Consider the following 14092-nt stretch of genomic DNA (forward strand, 5'->3'; position numbering starts at 1 on the left):
TCCACGCTCATCTCTCCTCCAGGGCCCCCTCGTTCGGGGGGTCGAACGGTGCGATCGCCCGCACAAGGCAGTCCGCCCTTCCGTCCCGGAAGCACAGGGAGAGCGCCGCGCCGGAGAGGGCCTCCCGGACGGAGAAAAGCCGGCGACCCTCCCGCTCGGCGATCACGTACCCCCGCGCCAGAGCGGCGAGGGGGGAGAGGCCCGACAGGGAGGCGGCACGGGTGCTCAACTCGCTCCGGGCGTCCCGCAGGCGGAGGGTCATGGACCGGGACAGGGCACGAAGCCCCTCATGAAGCCGCGATCGCTCCGTTCCCGTCCGCAGCTTCAACGCCCGCTCCATCCCCTCCAGCGCCAAACGGCACCGGGCCCGCTCCACTCCGATCCGTCGCCTCGCGCTCCCGCCCACGCGCTGTCGAACCTGAGCCAGCCACGCAAGGAGCGCCGCCCGATCCGGAAAGACCACCTCCGCCGCCGCCGAGGGCGTCGAGGCCGTCAGGTCCGCCGCCAGGTCGCTCAGGGTCGAATCCACTTCATGGCCGATGCCGCTCACCACGGGGAAGGGGCAGTTCCGCACCGCGCGCACGACGCGCTCGTCGTCAAAGGGCACGAGGTCCTCCCGGCTGCCTCCGCCGCGCACCAGGAGCACGCAGTCCACGCCGGACATCGCGCCGGCGCGTGCAAAGGCCCTCACGATGTCCTCCGGCGCGTCGGGCCCCTGGACCAGGGTGGGGACGACGACGATGTCGGAGAGGGGATACCGACGTCCCGAGATGCGCAGGACGTCGCGCAGGGCGGCACCCGTGGCGGAGGTGATCACCGCGACCCGGGAGGGATAGGGCGAAATGGGACGCTTGTGGGACGGGTGGAACAGCCCCTCCAGCTCCAGGCGCCGCTTCAGCTCCTGCCGCGCCCGTTCGATGGCGCCCGCTCCCACCGGGATGAGGCGCCGGGCGTAGAGCTGGTACACGCCCCTCTGGGGGTAGACGCCCACGCTGCCCTCGATCAACACCTGGTCCCCGTTGCGGGGCCACTCCGGGAGCAGGTCGGCGTCCCGCCGGAACATGGCGCAGGATATCCGCGTATCCGTCCCCAGCAGGGTGAAGTAACAGTGCCCGCTGGTGTGGCGCTTGAACTCGGCGATCTCGCCCGAGATCACGAGCGCCTTCAGCAGGAGGTCCGAGTTGAAAAGCCCCTGGATGTAGGCGTTCAACTCGTCTACCGTCAGCTCAGCCCTGCGGGTCCTCTCCCTGACCATCCGCTCCGCCCTCCTTTCGCTCCTCCGGGATCAGGCGCCGCACCACCCGGGCCAGGACCCCGTTGACGAACCGCGCGGAATCCTCCGTCCCAAAGGACCGGGCGAGGTTCACGGCCTCGGAGATCGCCGACTTGAAGGGGAGCGCGCAGTCCAGGAAGCCCTCAAAGACCGCGAGGCGCAGCACCGCGCGATCCACGGCCACCATGCGCTCCGGCCTCCAGTTCGTCACGACGCTCAACAGGACCTCGTCCACCTCCGTGCGCCGGCTCCAGGTCCCTCGCACCAAGGCGCGGCAGTACTCCTTCACCGCCGGGGGTTCCGCCTCCGCGCAGCTTTCCGCTCCCAGGAAGAGCTCAAGGGCCTCCTCCAGGTCCTGCCCCGGCCCGCACTCCATGGAGTACAGGAATTGAACCGCGAGCTCACGGGCCCGCCGGCGGGCCGCGTAGCCGCGCTCCTGGCGACTGCGGTGATGGCTTTGAGCCCTGCGAGCCGGCTCAGACACGTCCGTCTCCATTCCGTATCCCCGCCTGAGGCAGGAGAAAGTTCTTCCGTCTAAAGAAGAGGAAGGTGAGCCCTCTCACGACGAACCACGCGGCGGTCCCCCAGAAGGCGGTCCAGAAAAAGCCCACCCAGCCGGCAATGACGATCAGAGCGACGGAGGACGCAAGGGCCATCCAGGCCCAGGGGCTCCTTATGAGCGAAAACCGCGTCTCCATCCAGTCGGATCCAGGGGTGCCCCGACTGAACCAGACCACGGAGGTGAGCATCCCCAGGGGCTCCATGAGGGCGGAAAGGCTCCGCGCAAGTTCGGGCTCGCGAGAGACGTCGCCGGAGGACATCAGGAGCGTCAACAGCGCGTTGTCTCCCGCCGCGAGGGCCAGGCCGTACAGCCTGAACCGTGCGGACAAAAAGCCCTGGACGAAGTCGAAAAGCCCGTCGTAGGACACCCGGATCATTCCATGGGGCGTTCGTTTCCACAAAAAGTACACGTCGTCACCTCCGCAAAACGGCTCGCTCAGAAGCGGCGCTTCCACGCGGGCAGGCCTTGGATCAAGCCTGCTCCTCCGTTCGCCCGGCGCTCTCGTCGGCCGTCGGCGCCTCCCCCTCCCCGGACGGGGCCTCGACGGCCTCCGCATCCACCTCCGAAGGAGCGGCTGAGCCTTCGGCCTCATCCAGCAGGGGAGGGTTCTCGAGGTATATCCCCTGAACGTTGACGTTCACGGCCTTCACCGTGTAGCCCGTGTAGCGCTCCAGGTTGGCCTTGACCTTTTCCTGGACGTCCCAGGCCAGGTCCGGGATGCGCTGGCCATACTTCATCAGGACGTAGGCGTCGACGGTGATCATCGGCGACGGCCCGTCTTCGACGGAGACGCGAATGCCGTCGCCGCCCTTTCGGCCGATGCCGAACTTCGATGAGAGTCGCGTGTTGGCCGCCTGAATGTTGGGGATGCCCAGGATCGTCTTTTTCGTCAGCTCGACGATGACGTCCTCAGAAATGTGAATAATGCCGTCGTAGTGCGTTTCATCGCCAAAGGGGAGGCCGGCATCCTTCTTCTCCTGCGTCGAGTCCAAAATCAAAGCCTCCTAAGCGTCAAGGTCAGCACGCCCCGGGGATCGCCCTGCCGCACTCCGGGCAGAGGACCTCATCCTCCGCGCCGTCTCCGCCGCTGCGGTAGAAGGAGCAGCTGCAGAAGGGGCAGGTGATGGAGGCGAAGTCCGGGGTCGTCCGGTCGTCCTCCTCGTCCTCGCCGTCGTCCTCGTCCCAGTCCTCAAGCGCGCCGGAGAGGATCGCGTCCTTCAGCTCAAGCACGGCGCCGTGCAGTTTCGCGATCAAATCCCGAAGCTCTGACGCCCCCCCTTCCTCGCGGGGCAGCGCAGTCGTCCTGCCCTCGGCCTCCACCTCAAGGGCCAGCGAGGAGAGGGCGTCCGCGACGGCCAAAAAGGTCCTGCGGTGCGGGTCCTCAGCGGGCATTCCATCCAGGAGACCACGCAGATAGGCGATCCGTTCCCTCGCGTTCAAAGTTTCCGCCTCCTTAAGCTCTCGCGGCCCCCGACCGAAGGGAGGGGCCTCGCAGGCTCGTTACTTCTTCGCGCGCTCCAGATAAAGCCCCGTGCGCGTGTCCACCACGATCTCCTCGCCGGGCTCGATAAAGACGGGGACGGTGACCACCAGTCCCGTCTCCAGCGTTGCGGGCTTGCCGCCGCCGGTGACGGTGTCCCCCTTGAAGCTGGGCGGGGTGTCCGTCACCTTGAGGGTCACGCTCTTGGGAAGCTCGATGCCCATGACCTTCCCCTCGAAGAACTCGAGTTGGATCTCAAGGTCGTCCACCAGATACTTCGCAGCTTCCCCCAGGACTTTCGGGGAAAGTGTCATTTGGTCGTAGGTCGCCAGGTCCATGAAGACGTAGTCCTCGCCATCGCGGTAGCTGTACTGCGCCGGCTTCTCCTCGTAGATGATGCGCTCGAACTTCTCGCCGGGCTTGAACGAGTTCTCGACGGTGGAGCCCGTCTCCACGTTGCGCAGCTTGGTCCGCACCACGGCGCCGCCGCGCCCCATCTTGTGATGATCGTAGTCCACGATCTCCCAGATGCCGTCCTGCCATCTGAACTTCAGGCCTACGTAAAAATCCGTGGTGTCCACTACCTGAGCCATACCGATTCCTCCAGTTTTTACTCGTTTTATCCGCATAAACACGGTGAAAACGAAAGTCCAGCCTTAATTATAGCGTATCGGCCGTCAAAAAAACAGGAAGGGGCGACGTGGGGCCGCCCCTTCCGAAAAAACACAGCGTCGGATTGGATTCTCTTAGTGGTACGCTCACCGTGCCGCCGTGCGCGGAAACAGGGGCTCCTGCTCGATGGCCGCGTCCGGCGTGTCCAGGACGTAGGGCACCACCAGCATGACCACCTGGGTCTTGCGGTGCTCGTCTTGGCGGTAGGTAAAGAGCTCGCCCAGGAGCGGCAGCTGCCCCAGGATGGGAATTCTGTTGCGCGTTCTGCTCTTGTTGTCGCTGAAGAGGCCGCCGATGACGAAGGGCTCGCCGTCGCGCACGCGGACGTTGGTCGTCACGTGGCGCTTGGAGGTCCTGGGCATCTGCTCGCCCGTGCTGCCCGTGATCATCTGTATGACTTCCCCCGTCTCAAGGTCCAACGCGAGGTTGATCACCCCGTCGCGCCCCACCCTGGGCGTCATCGTCATCTGCGGGCCCACCGTCTGTGTGGACCACGTCGGGTTGCCCGCGTCGTCACGCTCGGAGATATAGGGGTAGTCCTGCGTCAACTCGACCCTCGCCTCCATGCCGTCGATGGTGATGACGGAAGGACTGGCCAGCGCCTTGCCCTTGCCCCTTTCCTCCAGGGCACGGAAGGCTCCGTCGAACTCGCGCCAGATACCGTGCATCGGCGTCCTCAGGTCCGTCTGAAGGGGGAGGATCGTGTGATTATCGGTCTTAAGATTGCGCCCCAGGCGATTGTCGTCCGCGTAGCCGCCGCGCATTCCGCCCCTCCCGAATAGCTGAGCCACCAGTGGTTGTACACCGCGTTCAACGCCGTCTCCACCTCGTCCGTCGCGTTGTCGCTGAACTCGAAGATCTTGGCGTAGATCATGACCTGCTTCCCCGGCCTATCCATCTTCTGGAGGATGTTGTTCACCTCCATCAACTTCTGCGGGGTCGAGGTGACGTATAACGCCCTCAGGCGGGGGTCGACGAGGACGCGGTCCGCCGGCAGCTTCGTCAGGTTCACCAGGAGCCCCTGGATCACCGACGGGTCCCCGTAGGCGATGTTGAAGGTGCGGGTCTCCTCGTTGCCGGAGAGCCTGGACAGCCCGTCCTGGGTCCCCACGACGATCGTGTCCTTCCCCACCATGTGGTAGGCGATGTCGTAGGTCCTCATCAGGTAGTCGAACGCCTCGCTGAGGGGGACGTTCTTCAGGGTCATCGTCACGAGGGCGGGGGGAAGCGACGGGTCGATGATGACGTTCTTCTTCAGGTGCGTTCCCAACATACGAAACACGTCGCGCAGCTCCGCATCCCTGAGGTCCAGGGTGATCTTCGTCTTATTGGCGAAGGGGCCGGCGGGCTTCGGCGCCTCCAGCTTCGGGCGCGTCTCTAGGGGCTCGCGGCGGATGCGCTCCTCCTCCACGCCGGCGATCATGCGGTAGGAGAACTCGTTCGACGGCGCAGAACCCCGCTTGGAGCGGACGGAGAGCGGCGCCTTCGTCTGCATGACGATCTCGACGTCGTCCAGAACCTGGTTGATCTGCATGTCCGAGATCATCGGGGTGACGAGCGCGTGGTTGCTCATCTCCGCCCTGTCCACGTGGGTGTTTCGGATGAGGAAGCGCACTCGGGTGCTCTCGCAGCTCACCTCGGGGTCGGGAAGGGCCTTGCCCGACAGGCCGAAAACCACCTCCGACGCCCCCAGCTGGTAGAGCTCGTAGTTCAGGAGCATCGGTCCATTCCATTCTTTGTCCCCGTTCTCGGAGGAGGTCCGCGCGGACTCCCTCTCCGAGTCCGCGCCGCGAAGGGCCTCGCGCGTCTCCCTATCGTAGCCTGCCCCCCAAACCAGGGATGGAGACCCAAGGGTCAGCGAAAGAACCAGTGCCCACACAGCCGCCTTAAAAGTAAGTCGTCTCATCTGTATCTCCCATCTCCTGATCAAAATCCTGGGGTGACGTTCCAGGTTTTCTTCTTCCAACGGACGACGACCTTATCGTTCGTGATGCGAACGATGCGCCCCTCCCGGTTCAGGAAGGTGTCGCCCTGCTTCACGAGAAGCCCCGTCCCCACGCCCGCGATGTCGATGAGCGCCGTCTTCGTCTTGTCTATGACCATGATGGCCCGCAGGGTGATCTCGGGCGGTGGCTCGACGACCTCCTCCACCTGAGGAGCCACGACACCGCCGCCAGGAAGGGGTATTTCAGGCACCACCGCAGCCATCCGCCGCGATGGGTCGTCAAAGAGGTACTTCCCCATGTCCTTCATGGTCTGCGCCGTCATCGCACTGCCCGAACGGCGGGCCGAAGCGTCGCGCACCTCGGTGACCATGGCCTCCAGTCGTATTCTGTCCTCATTCACGCTGGTGGTGGTGCTCGATGCCGTAAACGTCTTCTCCTCCCGCAGCTGCTGCAGCTCAAGATAGCTGTACACCGCCCAGGCAGTTCCTCCGATGAAGATGAGAAAGAGCAGGAGCCGCAGCGCACGGGCGGAACCCTCGCTCATCACTCCGGTGAAGTTCCCCCAGGCATAAGCTATCGCCTCGCGCCAAGTTGACTGCATGGCCCTACCTCCTGCTGTTGTTGGCGGCGACGATGGCCTCCACGGTTACGTCGGCCTCGACGCGCCCCAGCGGCGCATTCTTCCCGTTGCCGCTGTCCCTGGAGGGTTCGTTCTGCCGCACGGTCAAGTTGACCACGCGCACCGTCATGGGGAGGCTGCGCCACGCGGCCAGAACCTGCACCATGTCGTAGTAGTCTCCGCGCAGCGTCATCGAGATGGCCCCTACACCCTCCGCGTTGACGCCCTGCTGGCGCGTGGACAGAATCTCCACGCCCTTGTCCTGAACCGCCTGCTGGACGTTGGCATAGAAGTTCATGTCGTCCGAGGCCACGTTGACGTGGTAGTTGTCAAGCTCATTGAAGGCCTCCGTGAAGACCTTCTTCTGCTCCATGAGGGCCCCCGTCGCACCGTTCAGGTCCACGCGGCGCTGCTCCACCTCGTCGTACTGCTCCTGGAGGTCCCGCACGCGCTTGTCCAGGAACCAGACGCCACCGATCAGAGAGGCACACAGCAGGAAGAAGAGGAGCGTAAGTACTGTAACCTTGTTGTCCTTCATTATGGGTTGGGCTCCTTTCCTGTGGAGTCGGCGGCGCCCGTCATGTCGATCTGGCCGAAGGGCCGAAGTTCCAGATGCAGCTTGAAGTCCACCCGCCCCGTCTTCTCGTCCTTCTGGGAGCTCGGCATCGTCACGCCGCTGAAGACCCCACTCCCGCTGAGGCCGGTCGTCAGGGCAGTGATCTGGTCCTCCACGAGAGCCGTAGCGTCCACGTCCGCCGTGTAGACGACAAGCCCTCCCTCATTTGTCCCTCCCGGGGCAAAACGGATGGAAGTTATCCCCATCCCCTGGTCCATGTTGGTTTCGAGAGCGCTCAGCGCCTCGATCGTGGGGGGCTCGTTCCGCATGATCTGCAAGGTCTTGGCGTACTGCTGCTCCTTGTTCTTCAGACGGACGATCTCCGCCGTCAACTCGCTCTGGTCGGCTTCGAGCTTGGCTACCGCGTCCTCGACCATCTCGATGTCGGAGGCCAGAGCACGAGTTTCCATGAAGGCCATCACGATGTAGCCGATGCCCGCCACCAGGAAGAACAGGAGCAACAGGACGGCCAGGATGCGCGTGGCGTTGAACGAATGGCGCTTTTTCCTCCTCGCCAGGTATTCCGCAGGACAGAGGTCGAATTGTACTCTCATATCGCATCCCTCAAAGCCAGGCCGACAGCTGCGTCAAAACCGGGGACGCCGCCAAGGTCTGAACGAATCTGCCAGGTAGACCAAACGTTGGAGACGACGACGTTCAGCGACGCTCCGCTCTCCAAAAGCGCTTTGAGCCTCGGGTTTTCTCCCAGGCTGCCCCCCAGGATCAGGTGGCGGATCGCGAGGTCCCGATACTGGTTGCGGGCGAAGAGGATCGTGTTCTGAACGTCCTGCGCGATGGGCATCAGCGCCTCGTCCGCGCTGCGGCTCATGGGGTTGCGGAGGTCCGCCAGGGTGGACCGGTACAGGATGCCGTTATCCCGATAGCCCAAGATGATGTTGGTCACCTCGGGCTCGACGCCCAGGACGAAGTAGGCGCCGTTTCGGGCGGTCCGTCCCACCGAGGCCCTGAAGAAGGCCACGTTCATCGGCTCCACCGCCCCTACGGGAATGTCCGCGCGCTCCATCAGCCTCAGGAGGTCGTTCACGTAGACCAGGCGGGCCGTGGCCGCCAGGACCGTCGTCTTCTGCTCCACGCCCGCGGGAACATCGACCTCCACGATGTCCGCCGCGGCCTCGTTCCAGGCATAGGGGAAGTAGCCCTCGAACTCAAGGGACAGGGCGTCCCGAATGTCCGCCACCGGCATCTTGGGATAGTCGATCAGCCTCAGGATCACATCCCGTTCCGGAATCCCCAGCGCCACAGGACAGGGAAACTTCCCCACCTGTCCCTTGAAGTCATCAAACGCCTTCTCCAGCAGGTTGAACTGCTGTATCGACTCCCGCGAGATGCATCCCGCAGGCAGAGGAAAGACCTCCTGCCGACGGACTTTGAAGCCCTGCCCGTCAAGATCCAGCTCAATGTAGCGAAGGGAGTCCTCGTGAAGGGCCAGGCCCGCACACACGCCTTTCTTTTTTCGAGAAAGCAACCTCCTGCCTCCTTCCGATCAAGTTCGCAAAGATTCCACCCCGTACGAGGCAGCACAAAACCACTTTACCTACCGTGTTTTCCAAGGGAAAAGCGTCCTGTCTCCTTCACCTCCGGTCGACAGAGTGTCTGCCGACTTATACTTAGTCCTCAGTATTTTACATTAAAAATAGCCCTATATGGAACAAAATTTATCACAGAATATCAAAGAAAATGATAAAAAGTGATAAAGCGACTCAAAGCCACACCTCCTGCCACAGCAGCGGGGCGGGTTCCAGCACGAAAGTCCGCCCCCCGTCCGGGAGCGTTACCTCCCGGACGGCCACCGCGACCTCCAGCATCATGACCGGCCCCGACTCCACCGGTTTGACGGCCCGGATGAGGAAGGCGCCCCGGCACGGCGGAAAGAAGCTCTCCGCGCTGCGCTCCTCCTGCCACCGCGCCACGGGGACGCCTTCAACGCTGTAGTCCAGGTCGTAGACGTTCACCACGGCACCGCCCTCCCCCACCTCCTGAAACAGCCGGCACTCCGAGAAGTCGTGCGGGAGCGCTCCTCCCGGATGGGGCAGCCTGCCCGTCTTCAACTCCTCCCTCAGCCAACGACGCCCCACCTCCACCATCGAGGCAAGCTGAACCCTGCCCGCAAAGCGCCATCGGCTCGACGCGGCGGAGGTGTGGGCCCACTCGAGGAGCAGGAAGGTTTCCGTTCCCACCAACGCGGCTGCGAAACAGAACAGCATCACGGCCAGAAGCGCCACACCCGGCCTTCTTCTCATAGGTTCTCAATCCTCCAGGACGCGCGGGCCACGTAGAGCTCGCGGCGTCCGAACTCCGCGCTCCAGGGCGCTGCATCCGGCCACGCCGCGGGACGCCCTCCTCCGCCAAAAGTCGCGGAACCACCCGACGCCAGCACCCAGAGGTCCAGACACTTAAGCCCCGGCCGCCACTCCGCCCAGAGGGCAAGGACCCCCTCCTCCCGCGGATAGAAGTTCGGCGGATACCAGTCCGTCTCCATCCCCTGAAAGCAAAGCGTCTCGTTCTGCACGCAAAAGCGCTCGCACCGCAGGAGGTAGAGCTCGGCCACGGAGGGCGCGTCGAGGGGCAGGGGGGGGAGGGGGCAAGCCGGAGTGTAGCCTGTCGCCCGGACAGGGAGGTCACGTGGAGGGGAAGCCCCGCCAGGGGGAGCACCCCCCAACTCCGCAGGTCCTCAAAGCGCCCGCTGCGGAAGGACGTTCCGGGAGCGGCCGAGAGGACGGTGAAGCGCGCCCTCTGCCCCGGCTTGAGGTCCGCGCTCCCCGCTTCCGCCCTCAGGATCATCCCGGAGGGCATGGCGTAGAGGAGGCAGAGCGCCGTTCCAGCGAAGACGCCGTCCTTCTCCGCCGCCGGGACGAGGCCAATCGGCCCCTCCCGGTAGACGCGGACCCCCCGGAAGGAGTCGGACCAGCCCGCCATCTGCGGAGCGTCCGAAACGCCCCGCCCCAGGGCCCTCTGAAGCGCCCCGCTGCCGCAGCACGCCGAGAGCCCCAGGCCAACGTGCAGGGCCCTCGGCTCGATGAAGGCGACGGCCCTCAGGGCGCGGTCACGGGCCAGGAGCTGTCGCAAAGTCCGGCTGGAGGACAGGACGACCCAGCGGTATCCCGCCGTCAGGATCGCCCCCAGGCACGCCGCGATCATGAGCCCCACCAGGAGTTCCACCAGGGTGAAGGCACGCGAGGTCGGACGGCAGCGACGTCGGACGTCCATTTAGAACGTCCTCGCCTGGACGAGGGGCACACTCGCTCCCCGCGCCCGGACCGTCAGGGTGACGCGGAGGGCGCCGCAGCTGCCGGGGCTGCGCTCCCAGCTGAAGGAGAGCGCGCCGTCGGGCGTCGTTCGGGGCATGGCCTCCAGAATCCCCTTCGACGCGGGGCGGTCCACGCGGCTGAACCACCACTGCGCGCCGTACCGGCAGGCGTCCAGGCGCTGCAGCTCCGCCTGGGCGCGAAGGCTGCTGGCCAGCGTTCCGAAGACGGCGGGCAGGATCAGGGCCAGGATGAAGGAGGCCATCAAAACCTCCACCAGGGTCTCCCCTCGGCACACGCGCCCCACGGCCCGTGAAGGCTTCCTTTCACTTTCAAAGGCGTTCGTCGTCGTCAAGGTCAAACCCCCTCCACGGAAAGCTTTCTAAGGCGGCAGGGTGGGAAGGCGGAGAGGATCCTCCAGTCCTTCCGCTCCACGGCCCGGACGTCCAGAAGGACCACTCGCCCGTGGTCCGATGAGCTGCGGATCAGCCTCCCCGCCGCCTGACGAAGGAGGATTCGGGCCGTGGGAAGCGTAACGCGGACGAACCCCTTGCCACCCTCCAGCTCGTTGCGCGCCCGGACCATGGGGTCGTTGGGATGGGGAAACGGGATGCGGTCGATGATCACCTGAGTCAGCCCCTCCCCTGGAACGTCCACTCCCTCGCGAAAGGAGATGCTCCCGATGAGGGTGGAGGTCTCGTCCTCCGTGAACCTCTTGAGGAGCTGCCGCTGGGGCATATCCCCCTGAACCAGCACCGAGTAGCCACGGTCCCCCGCCCTCATCCGATCCGCGAAGGCGTTCAGCAGCCTAAGGGACGAGAGCAGCACCAGCGTGCGCCCGCCGTTTTTGTCGCACAGCCGCTCCATGATCCGGCACATGCGCTCGTCGTACCCCGGCTCCCCGACGTGCAGTCCAACGTCCAGGACGAGGACCTCCATCTGACGCGAGAAGTCGAAGGGGGAGTCCACCACGAGGCTGCGATCCGGAACGATGCCCGTCTCCCGGCTCCAGAAGTCGAAGCTCCCCCCCTGAGTCAGCGTGGCCGACGTCAGGACGAGCTTCTCCGGCTCCTCCTTCTGCAGGACCTCCTGGACGATCTCCGAGGCCGCCACGGGCTTGCTGGTCAACGCGCCGGACTCCGCCCAGTAGGCCCAGCTGGGGAAACGGGCCGCCGACAGGCACCAGATCAGGTCGCGCTTGAACTCCCGCACGTCGTCGATCCAGCGCATCAGCTCCGCGCCGCGCGCCATCTCCCCCTTGTCGGAAAAGTTCCCGGCCATGAAGCGTTCCTCGAAGGCCCGCAGGGGGCGCAGCAGGAGGTCCGCCTCCTCCGCCGCCGCCTGACCCCGATGGAGCAGCTCCTCGTTCGGGGCCGAGAGCTCGCCCCCGCGCGGCAGGAGGAGGGGCAGGGCCGTGAAGAGCGTCCGCAGCTCCTCCCGGGCGCGGGACGCGTGGGCCTGCAGCTCCTCGACCGGCACGGACTGAGCGCGGAGCGAGGGGCGCAAACCCCTGAAGGACGCGCGGGCCGAAGAGGCCGGGACCGCTCTCCGCCCCGACGCGAACGGCCGACGAGGACCTCACGGCGTCGGGGATGCGATGGGCCTCGTCGCAGAGCAGCCAGTCGTACCGCAGGGGAAAGGCTCCGCCTCCCTCAAGGATGTGAGAGAAGAACAGGTTGTAGTTGGCGACGGCGACGTCCCAGTCCTGGGCCCTGCGGTAGGCCCGCACCACGAAGCAGCGGTCCCGATAGGGGCAGGCCGGTCCCACGCACTGCCGCGCCCCCGCCGACAGGTCCGCCGTCAGGGGGCTCGAGGGGGAGAGCCCCAGCTCCGCCAGGTCCCCCGCCTCCGTCTCCTGAAGCCACCGCTTGATCTCCTTTAGTTCATCAGGCCCCGCGTCGAAGAGCGAGGGCCCCGAAAGGCTGCCGGCCCTGCGGAGACAGGCGTAGTTGGAGCGCCCCTTTAGGAGCCCGAAGCGGAGGTCGGAGTTCAGGAGCTCCGCCAGGCGCGGCAGGTCCTTCCCGATCACCTGCTCCTGAAGCGCGATGCTGGCCGTCAGGAAGAGGATTCCGGCTCCCCGACGCCGGGCCTCCATGAGGGCGGGGACCAACACGGCAAAGGTCTTCCCCACCCCCGTGGGGGCCTCCAGAGCGAGGACGGCGGCGTCGGCGTCCCTCAGGAACCCCTGAACGGCCAGGGCGGCCTCCAGCTGTTGAGGTCGAAACTCGTAGCTGGGAAGGCGCGACATCTTTCCCGACGGGGAATAAAAGTCCTTCAGAGAAAGTTCCGTGGTATAATTCACCTCGATGCCGACGACTTTTTGGAGGACGCACAAAACCCCGCTCAGGGGCAAGCTCAAAGCGCGCTCTCCGGCGACGGCGGATTATTTTGGTGAAAGCGCCGTCAAGGCTTGCACACCTATTATACAGAATGTTACAATGCATTGCGTTGTATTTTAAGGGGCAGGGCTTTCGGGCACAAGCTCGAACGGGCGTCTGAACCGGAGGGGGGTGAAGGTCCATGCCAAACAAGCAGTCGGCAAAGAGGCGCGTCCGCATCGAGGAGCGCAATCGTCTCTACAACCGCTACTGGACGACGCGGTGCAAGACCGCCGTCAAGAAGCTTCTGGAATCCGTGGAGGCCGGGGACGGCGAGGCCGCAGCCAGGAATTTCAACCTGGCCCAGAGCGTGCTCGACAAGGCCGTGGTGAAGGGCGTGATGCACCGCAACACGGCGTCCCGCCGCAAGAAACTGATGGCTCGTGCCGTCAAAGGCCTGAGCAGGCCAGAGGCATAGGCCCGTCGGTCGTTCGTCCGAATCAAGAAGAGGGGGGCCCTCAGCGGCAACCCTTTTTTGTATAGTATCGCGCGTGCTCCATTTTGTTTTACTTTCAGGAACGAAAATAATATAATGGAAAAGTGTGCTTTCAGCCGTTCCTCCAGCGCGCTGCGATGCAGGAACGGCCTTGAAGCGCAGGAAGCCCAGGCCCTCTGAAAAACAGCGAACCCATCCCACCCTTGGGGGCTTGGGACGTGCCGTACCGTTATTTTCGTTTCCCTTTTGCGTTGCAGGAAGGAGGTGAAGAACGATGGCAGACAATCCAACCATAGCGGAGATCAAGGCGGCAGAGGAGAGGGCGGCCGCAGGCGTCCAGGACGCCAAGTCGGCGGCCGCCCGCAGGCTGAACCAGGCCCGAACGGACGCGGAGAGCACGCTGAAGGAGACCCGTCAGTCTGCGGCGCGTCAGTTCCGCGAGAAGCTGCACAGGGCGGAAGAGGCGGCGGAGATCAAGGCGAAGGATATCCTGTCCAAGCGCGAGGCCGACGCCAAGGCCTTCTACGCGAAGCACAAGGACAAGGTCGCCGGTGCGGCCTCCTGGATAACGGAAGAGGTGATGGGTAGATATGGGCGTGGCTAAGCTCAAAAAAGCGGAGCTGTATTATCACAAATCCGTTCATGAGGAGATCGCTGAGGCCCTGCAGGAAACCGGCGTCTGCCAGATCATCGGCTCCTCCGAGGAGGCTCTGCGCCCGGCCGACGTCGAGGCCAGGCTGACCGAGAGCGAGGGACGCCTGTCGGACGTGCGCTACCTCATGCGCACGCTGACGCCCTGCTACGACGACCCCGTATCCTCCCTGGACAGGACGCTGGGCGAGCG

18 protein-coding genes and 2 pseudogenes are annotated in these 14092 nt (G+C 64.9%); 3 read left to right on the top strand and 17 right to left on the bottom strand.

Annotation, left to right across the window (positions count from 1 at the left end; translation table 11 throughout):
• Window positions 1–7: 7 nt before the first annotated feature.
• From xseA to SY1_RS03595, 17 genes and pseudogenes are all read right to left on the bottom strand, one after another.
• Window positions 8–1255 (bottom strand): exodeoxyribonuclease VII large subunit, encoded by a 1248-nt coding sequence (gene xseA, locus SY1_RS03520; RefSeq protein WP_015556204.1) that lies wholly within the window; start codon window positions 1253–1255, stop codon window positions 8–10.
• Window positions 1227–1769: a transcription antitermination factor NusB gene (gene nusB, locus SY1_RS03525; RefSeq protein WP_015556205.1), complete on the bottom strand. Its 543-nt coding sequence runs from the start codon at window positions 1767–1769 to the stop codon at window positions 1227–1229. The genes xseA and nusB overlap by 29 nt, the downstream gene beginning before the upstream one ends.
• On the bottom strand, window positions 1750–2244 hold the full coding sequence (locus SY1_RS03530; protein ID WP_208872706.1) for a hypothetical protein: 495 nt from the start codon (window positions 2242–2244) through the stop codon (window positions 1750–1752). The genes nusB and SY1_RS03530 overlap by 20 nt, the downstream gene beginning before the upstream one ends.
• A 61-nt stretch (window positions 2245–2305) precedes the next feature.
• Window positions 2306–2827 (bottom strand): Asp23/Gls24 family envelope stress response protein, encoded by a 522-nt coding sequence (locus tag SY1_RS03535; RefSeq protein ID WP_208872707.1) that lies wholly within the window; start codon window positions 2825–2827, stop codon window positions 2306–2308.
• 25 nt (window positions 2828–2852) lie between these two features.
• Window positions 2853–3275 (bottom strand): hypothetical protein, encoded by a 423-nt coding sequence (locus tag SY1_RS03540; protein WP_208872708.1) that lies wholly within the window; start codon window positions 3273–3275, stop codon window positions 2853–2855.
• Between the two features lie 60 nt (window positions 3276–3335).
• Entirely contained in the window at window positions 3336–3908 is a 573-nt protein-coding gene (gene efp, locus SY1_RS03545; RefSeq protein WP_015556207.1) for an elongation factor P, read from the bottom strand.
• 165 nt (window positions 3909–4073) lie between these two features.
• Window positions 4074–4751: a type II secretion system protein GspD gene (locus tag SY1_RS03550; protein ID WP_208872711.1), complete on the bottom strand. Its 678-nt coding sequence runs from the start codon at window positions 4749–4751 to the stop codon at window positions 4074–4076.
• Window positions 4664–5893, bottom strand: coding sequence for a type IV pilus secretin PilQ (locus tag SY1_RS03555; RefSeq protein WP_208872713.1), 1230 nt, complete (start codon window positions 5891–5893; stop codon window positions 4664–4666). The genes SY1_RS03550 and SY1_RS03555 overlap by 88 nt, the downstream gene beginning before the upstream one ends.
• A gap of 20 nt (window positions 5894–5913) precedes the next feature.
• Entirely contained in the window at window positions 5914–6534 is a 621-nt protein-coding gene (locus SY1_RS03560; RefSeq protein WP_015556210.1) for a hypothetical protein, read from the bottom strand.
• A 4-nt stretch (window positions 6535–6538) separates the two neighbouring features.
• A complete protein-coding gene (locus tag SY1_RS03565) occupies window positions 6539–7090 on the bottom strand; it encodes a hypothetical protein (protein WP_015556211.1) in 552 nt (183 codons plus the stop codon).
• Window positions 7090–7722 (bottom strand): hypothetical protein, encoded by a 633-nt coding sequence (locus SY1_RS03570; RefSeq protein ID WP_015556212.1) that lies wholly within the window; start codon window positions 7720–7722, stop codon window positions 7090–7092. The genes SY1_RS03565 and SY1_RS03570 overlap by 1 nt, the downstream gene beginning before the upstream one ends.
• A complete protein-coding gene (gene pilM / locus SY1_RS03575; protein ID WP_208872715.1) occupies window positions 7719–8654 on the bottom strand; it encodes a type IV pilus biogenesis protein PilM in 936 nt (311 codons plus the stop codon). The genes SY1_RS03570 and pilM overlap by 4 nt, the downstream gene beginning before the upstream one ends.
• Before the next feature lie 235 nt (window positions 8655–8889).
• On the bottom strand, window positions 8890–9429 hold the full coding sequence (locus tag SY1_RS12300; protein WP_243440570.1) for a hypothetical protein: 540 nt from the start codon (window positions 9427–9429) through the stop codon (window positions 8890–8892).
• Window positions 9426–9737, bottom strand: a complete 312-nt coding sequence (locus SY1_RS12305) for a hypothetical protein (protein ID WP_243440571.1) — start codon at window positions 9735–9737, stop codon at window positions 9426–9428. Before SY1_RS12305 ends, SY1_RS12300 begins: the two co-directional genes overlap by 4 nt.
• A 566-nt stretch (window positions 9738–10303) precedes the next feature.
• A pseudogene (locus SY1_RS12735) lies at window positions 10304–10396 on the bottom strand (type II secretion system protein); the annotation flags it as partial.
• On the bottom strand, window positions 10397–10789 hold the full coding sequence (locus tag SY1_RS03590; protein WP_208872721.1) for a PulJ/GspJ family protein: 393 nt from the start codon (window positions 10787–10789) through the stop codon (window positions 10397–10399).
• Between the two features lie 2 nt (window positions 10790–10791).
• Complete coding sequence (locus tag SY1_RS03595) at window positions 10792–11913, bottom strand: ATP-dependent DNA helicase (RefSeq protein ID WP_208872722.1); 1122 nt, start codon at window positions 11911–11913, stop codon at window positions 10792–10794.
• Window positions 11914–12954: 1041 nt separating this feature from the next.
• Between SY1_RS03595 and rpsT the strand changes: the two genes are divergently transcribed.
• The 3 genes and pseudogenes from rpsT to SY1_RS03610 form a co-directional block, all read left to right on the top strand.
• Window positions 12955–13230: a 30S ribosomal protein S20 gene (gene rpsT / locus SY1_RS03600; RefSeq protein ID WP_015556214.1), complete on the top strand. Its 276-nt coding sequence runs from the start codon at window positions 12955–12957 to the stop codon at window positions 13228–13230.
• Window positions 13231–13522: 292 nt separating this feature from the next.
• Window positions 13523–13852 (top strand): hypothetical protein, encoded by a 330-nt coding sequence (locus SY1_RS03605; protein WP_015556215.1) that lies wholly within the window; start codon window positions 13523–13525, stop codon window positions 13850–13852.
• Window positions 13845–14092: pseudogene (locus tag SY1_RS03610) on the top strand (V-type ATP synthase subunit I); the annotation flags it as partial. The gene SY1_RS03605 and the pseudogene SY1_RS03610, both read left to right, overlap by 8 nt.

This window comes from Fretibacterium fastidiosum (assembly GCF_000210715.1).
Taxonomy (GTDB): Bacteria; Synergistota; Synergistia; order Synergistales; family Aminobacteriaceae; genus Fretibacterium; species Fretibacterium fastidiosum.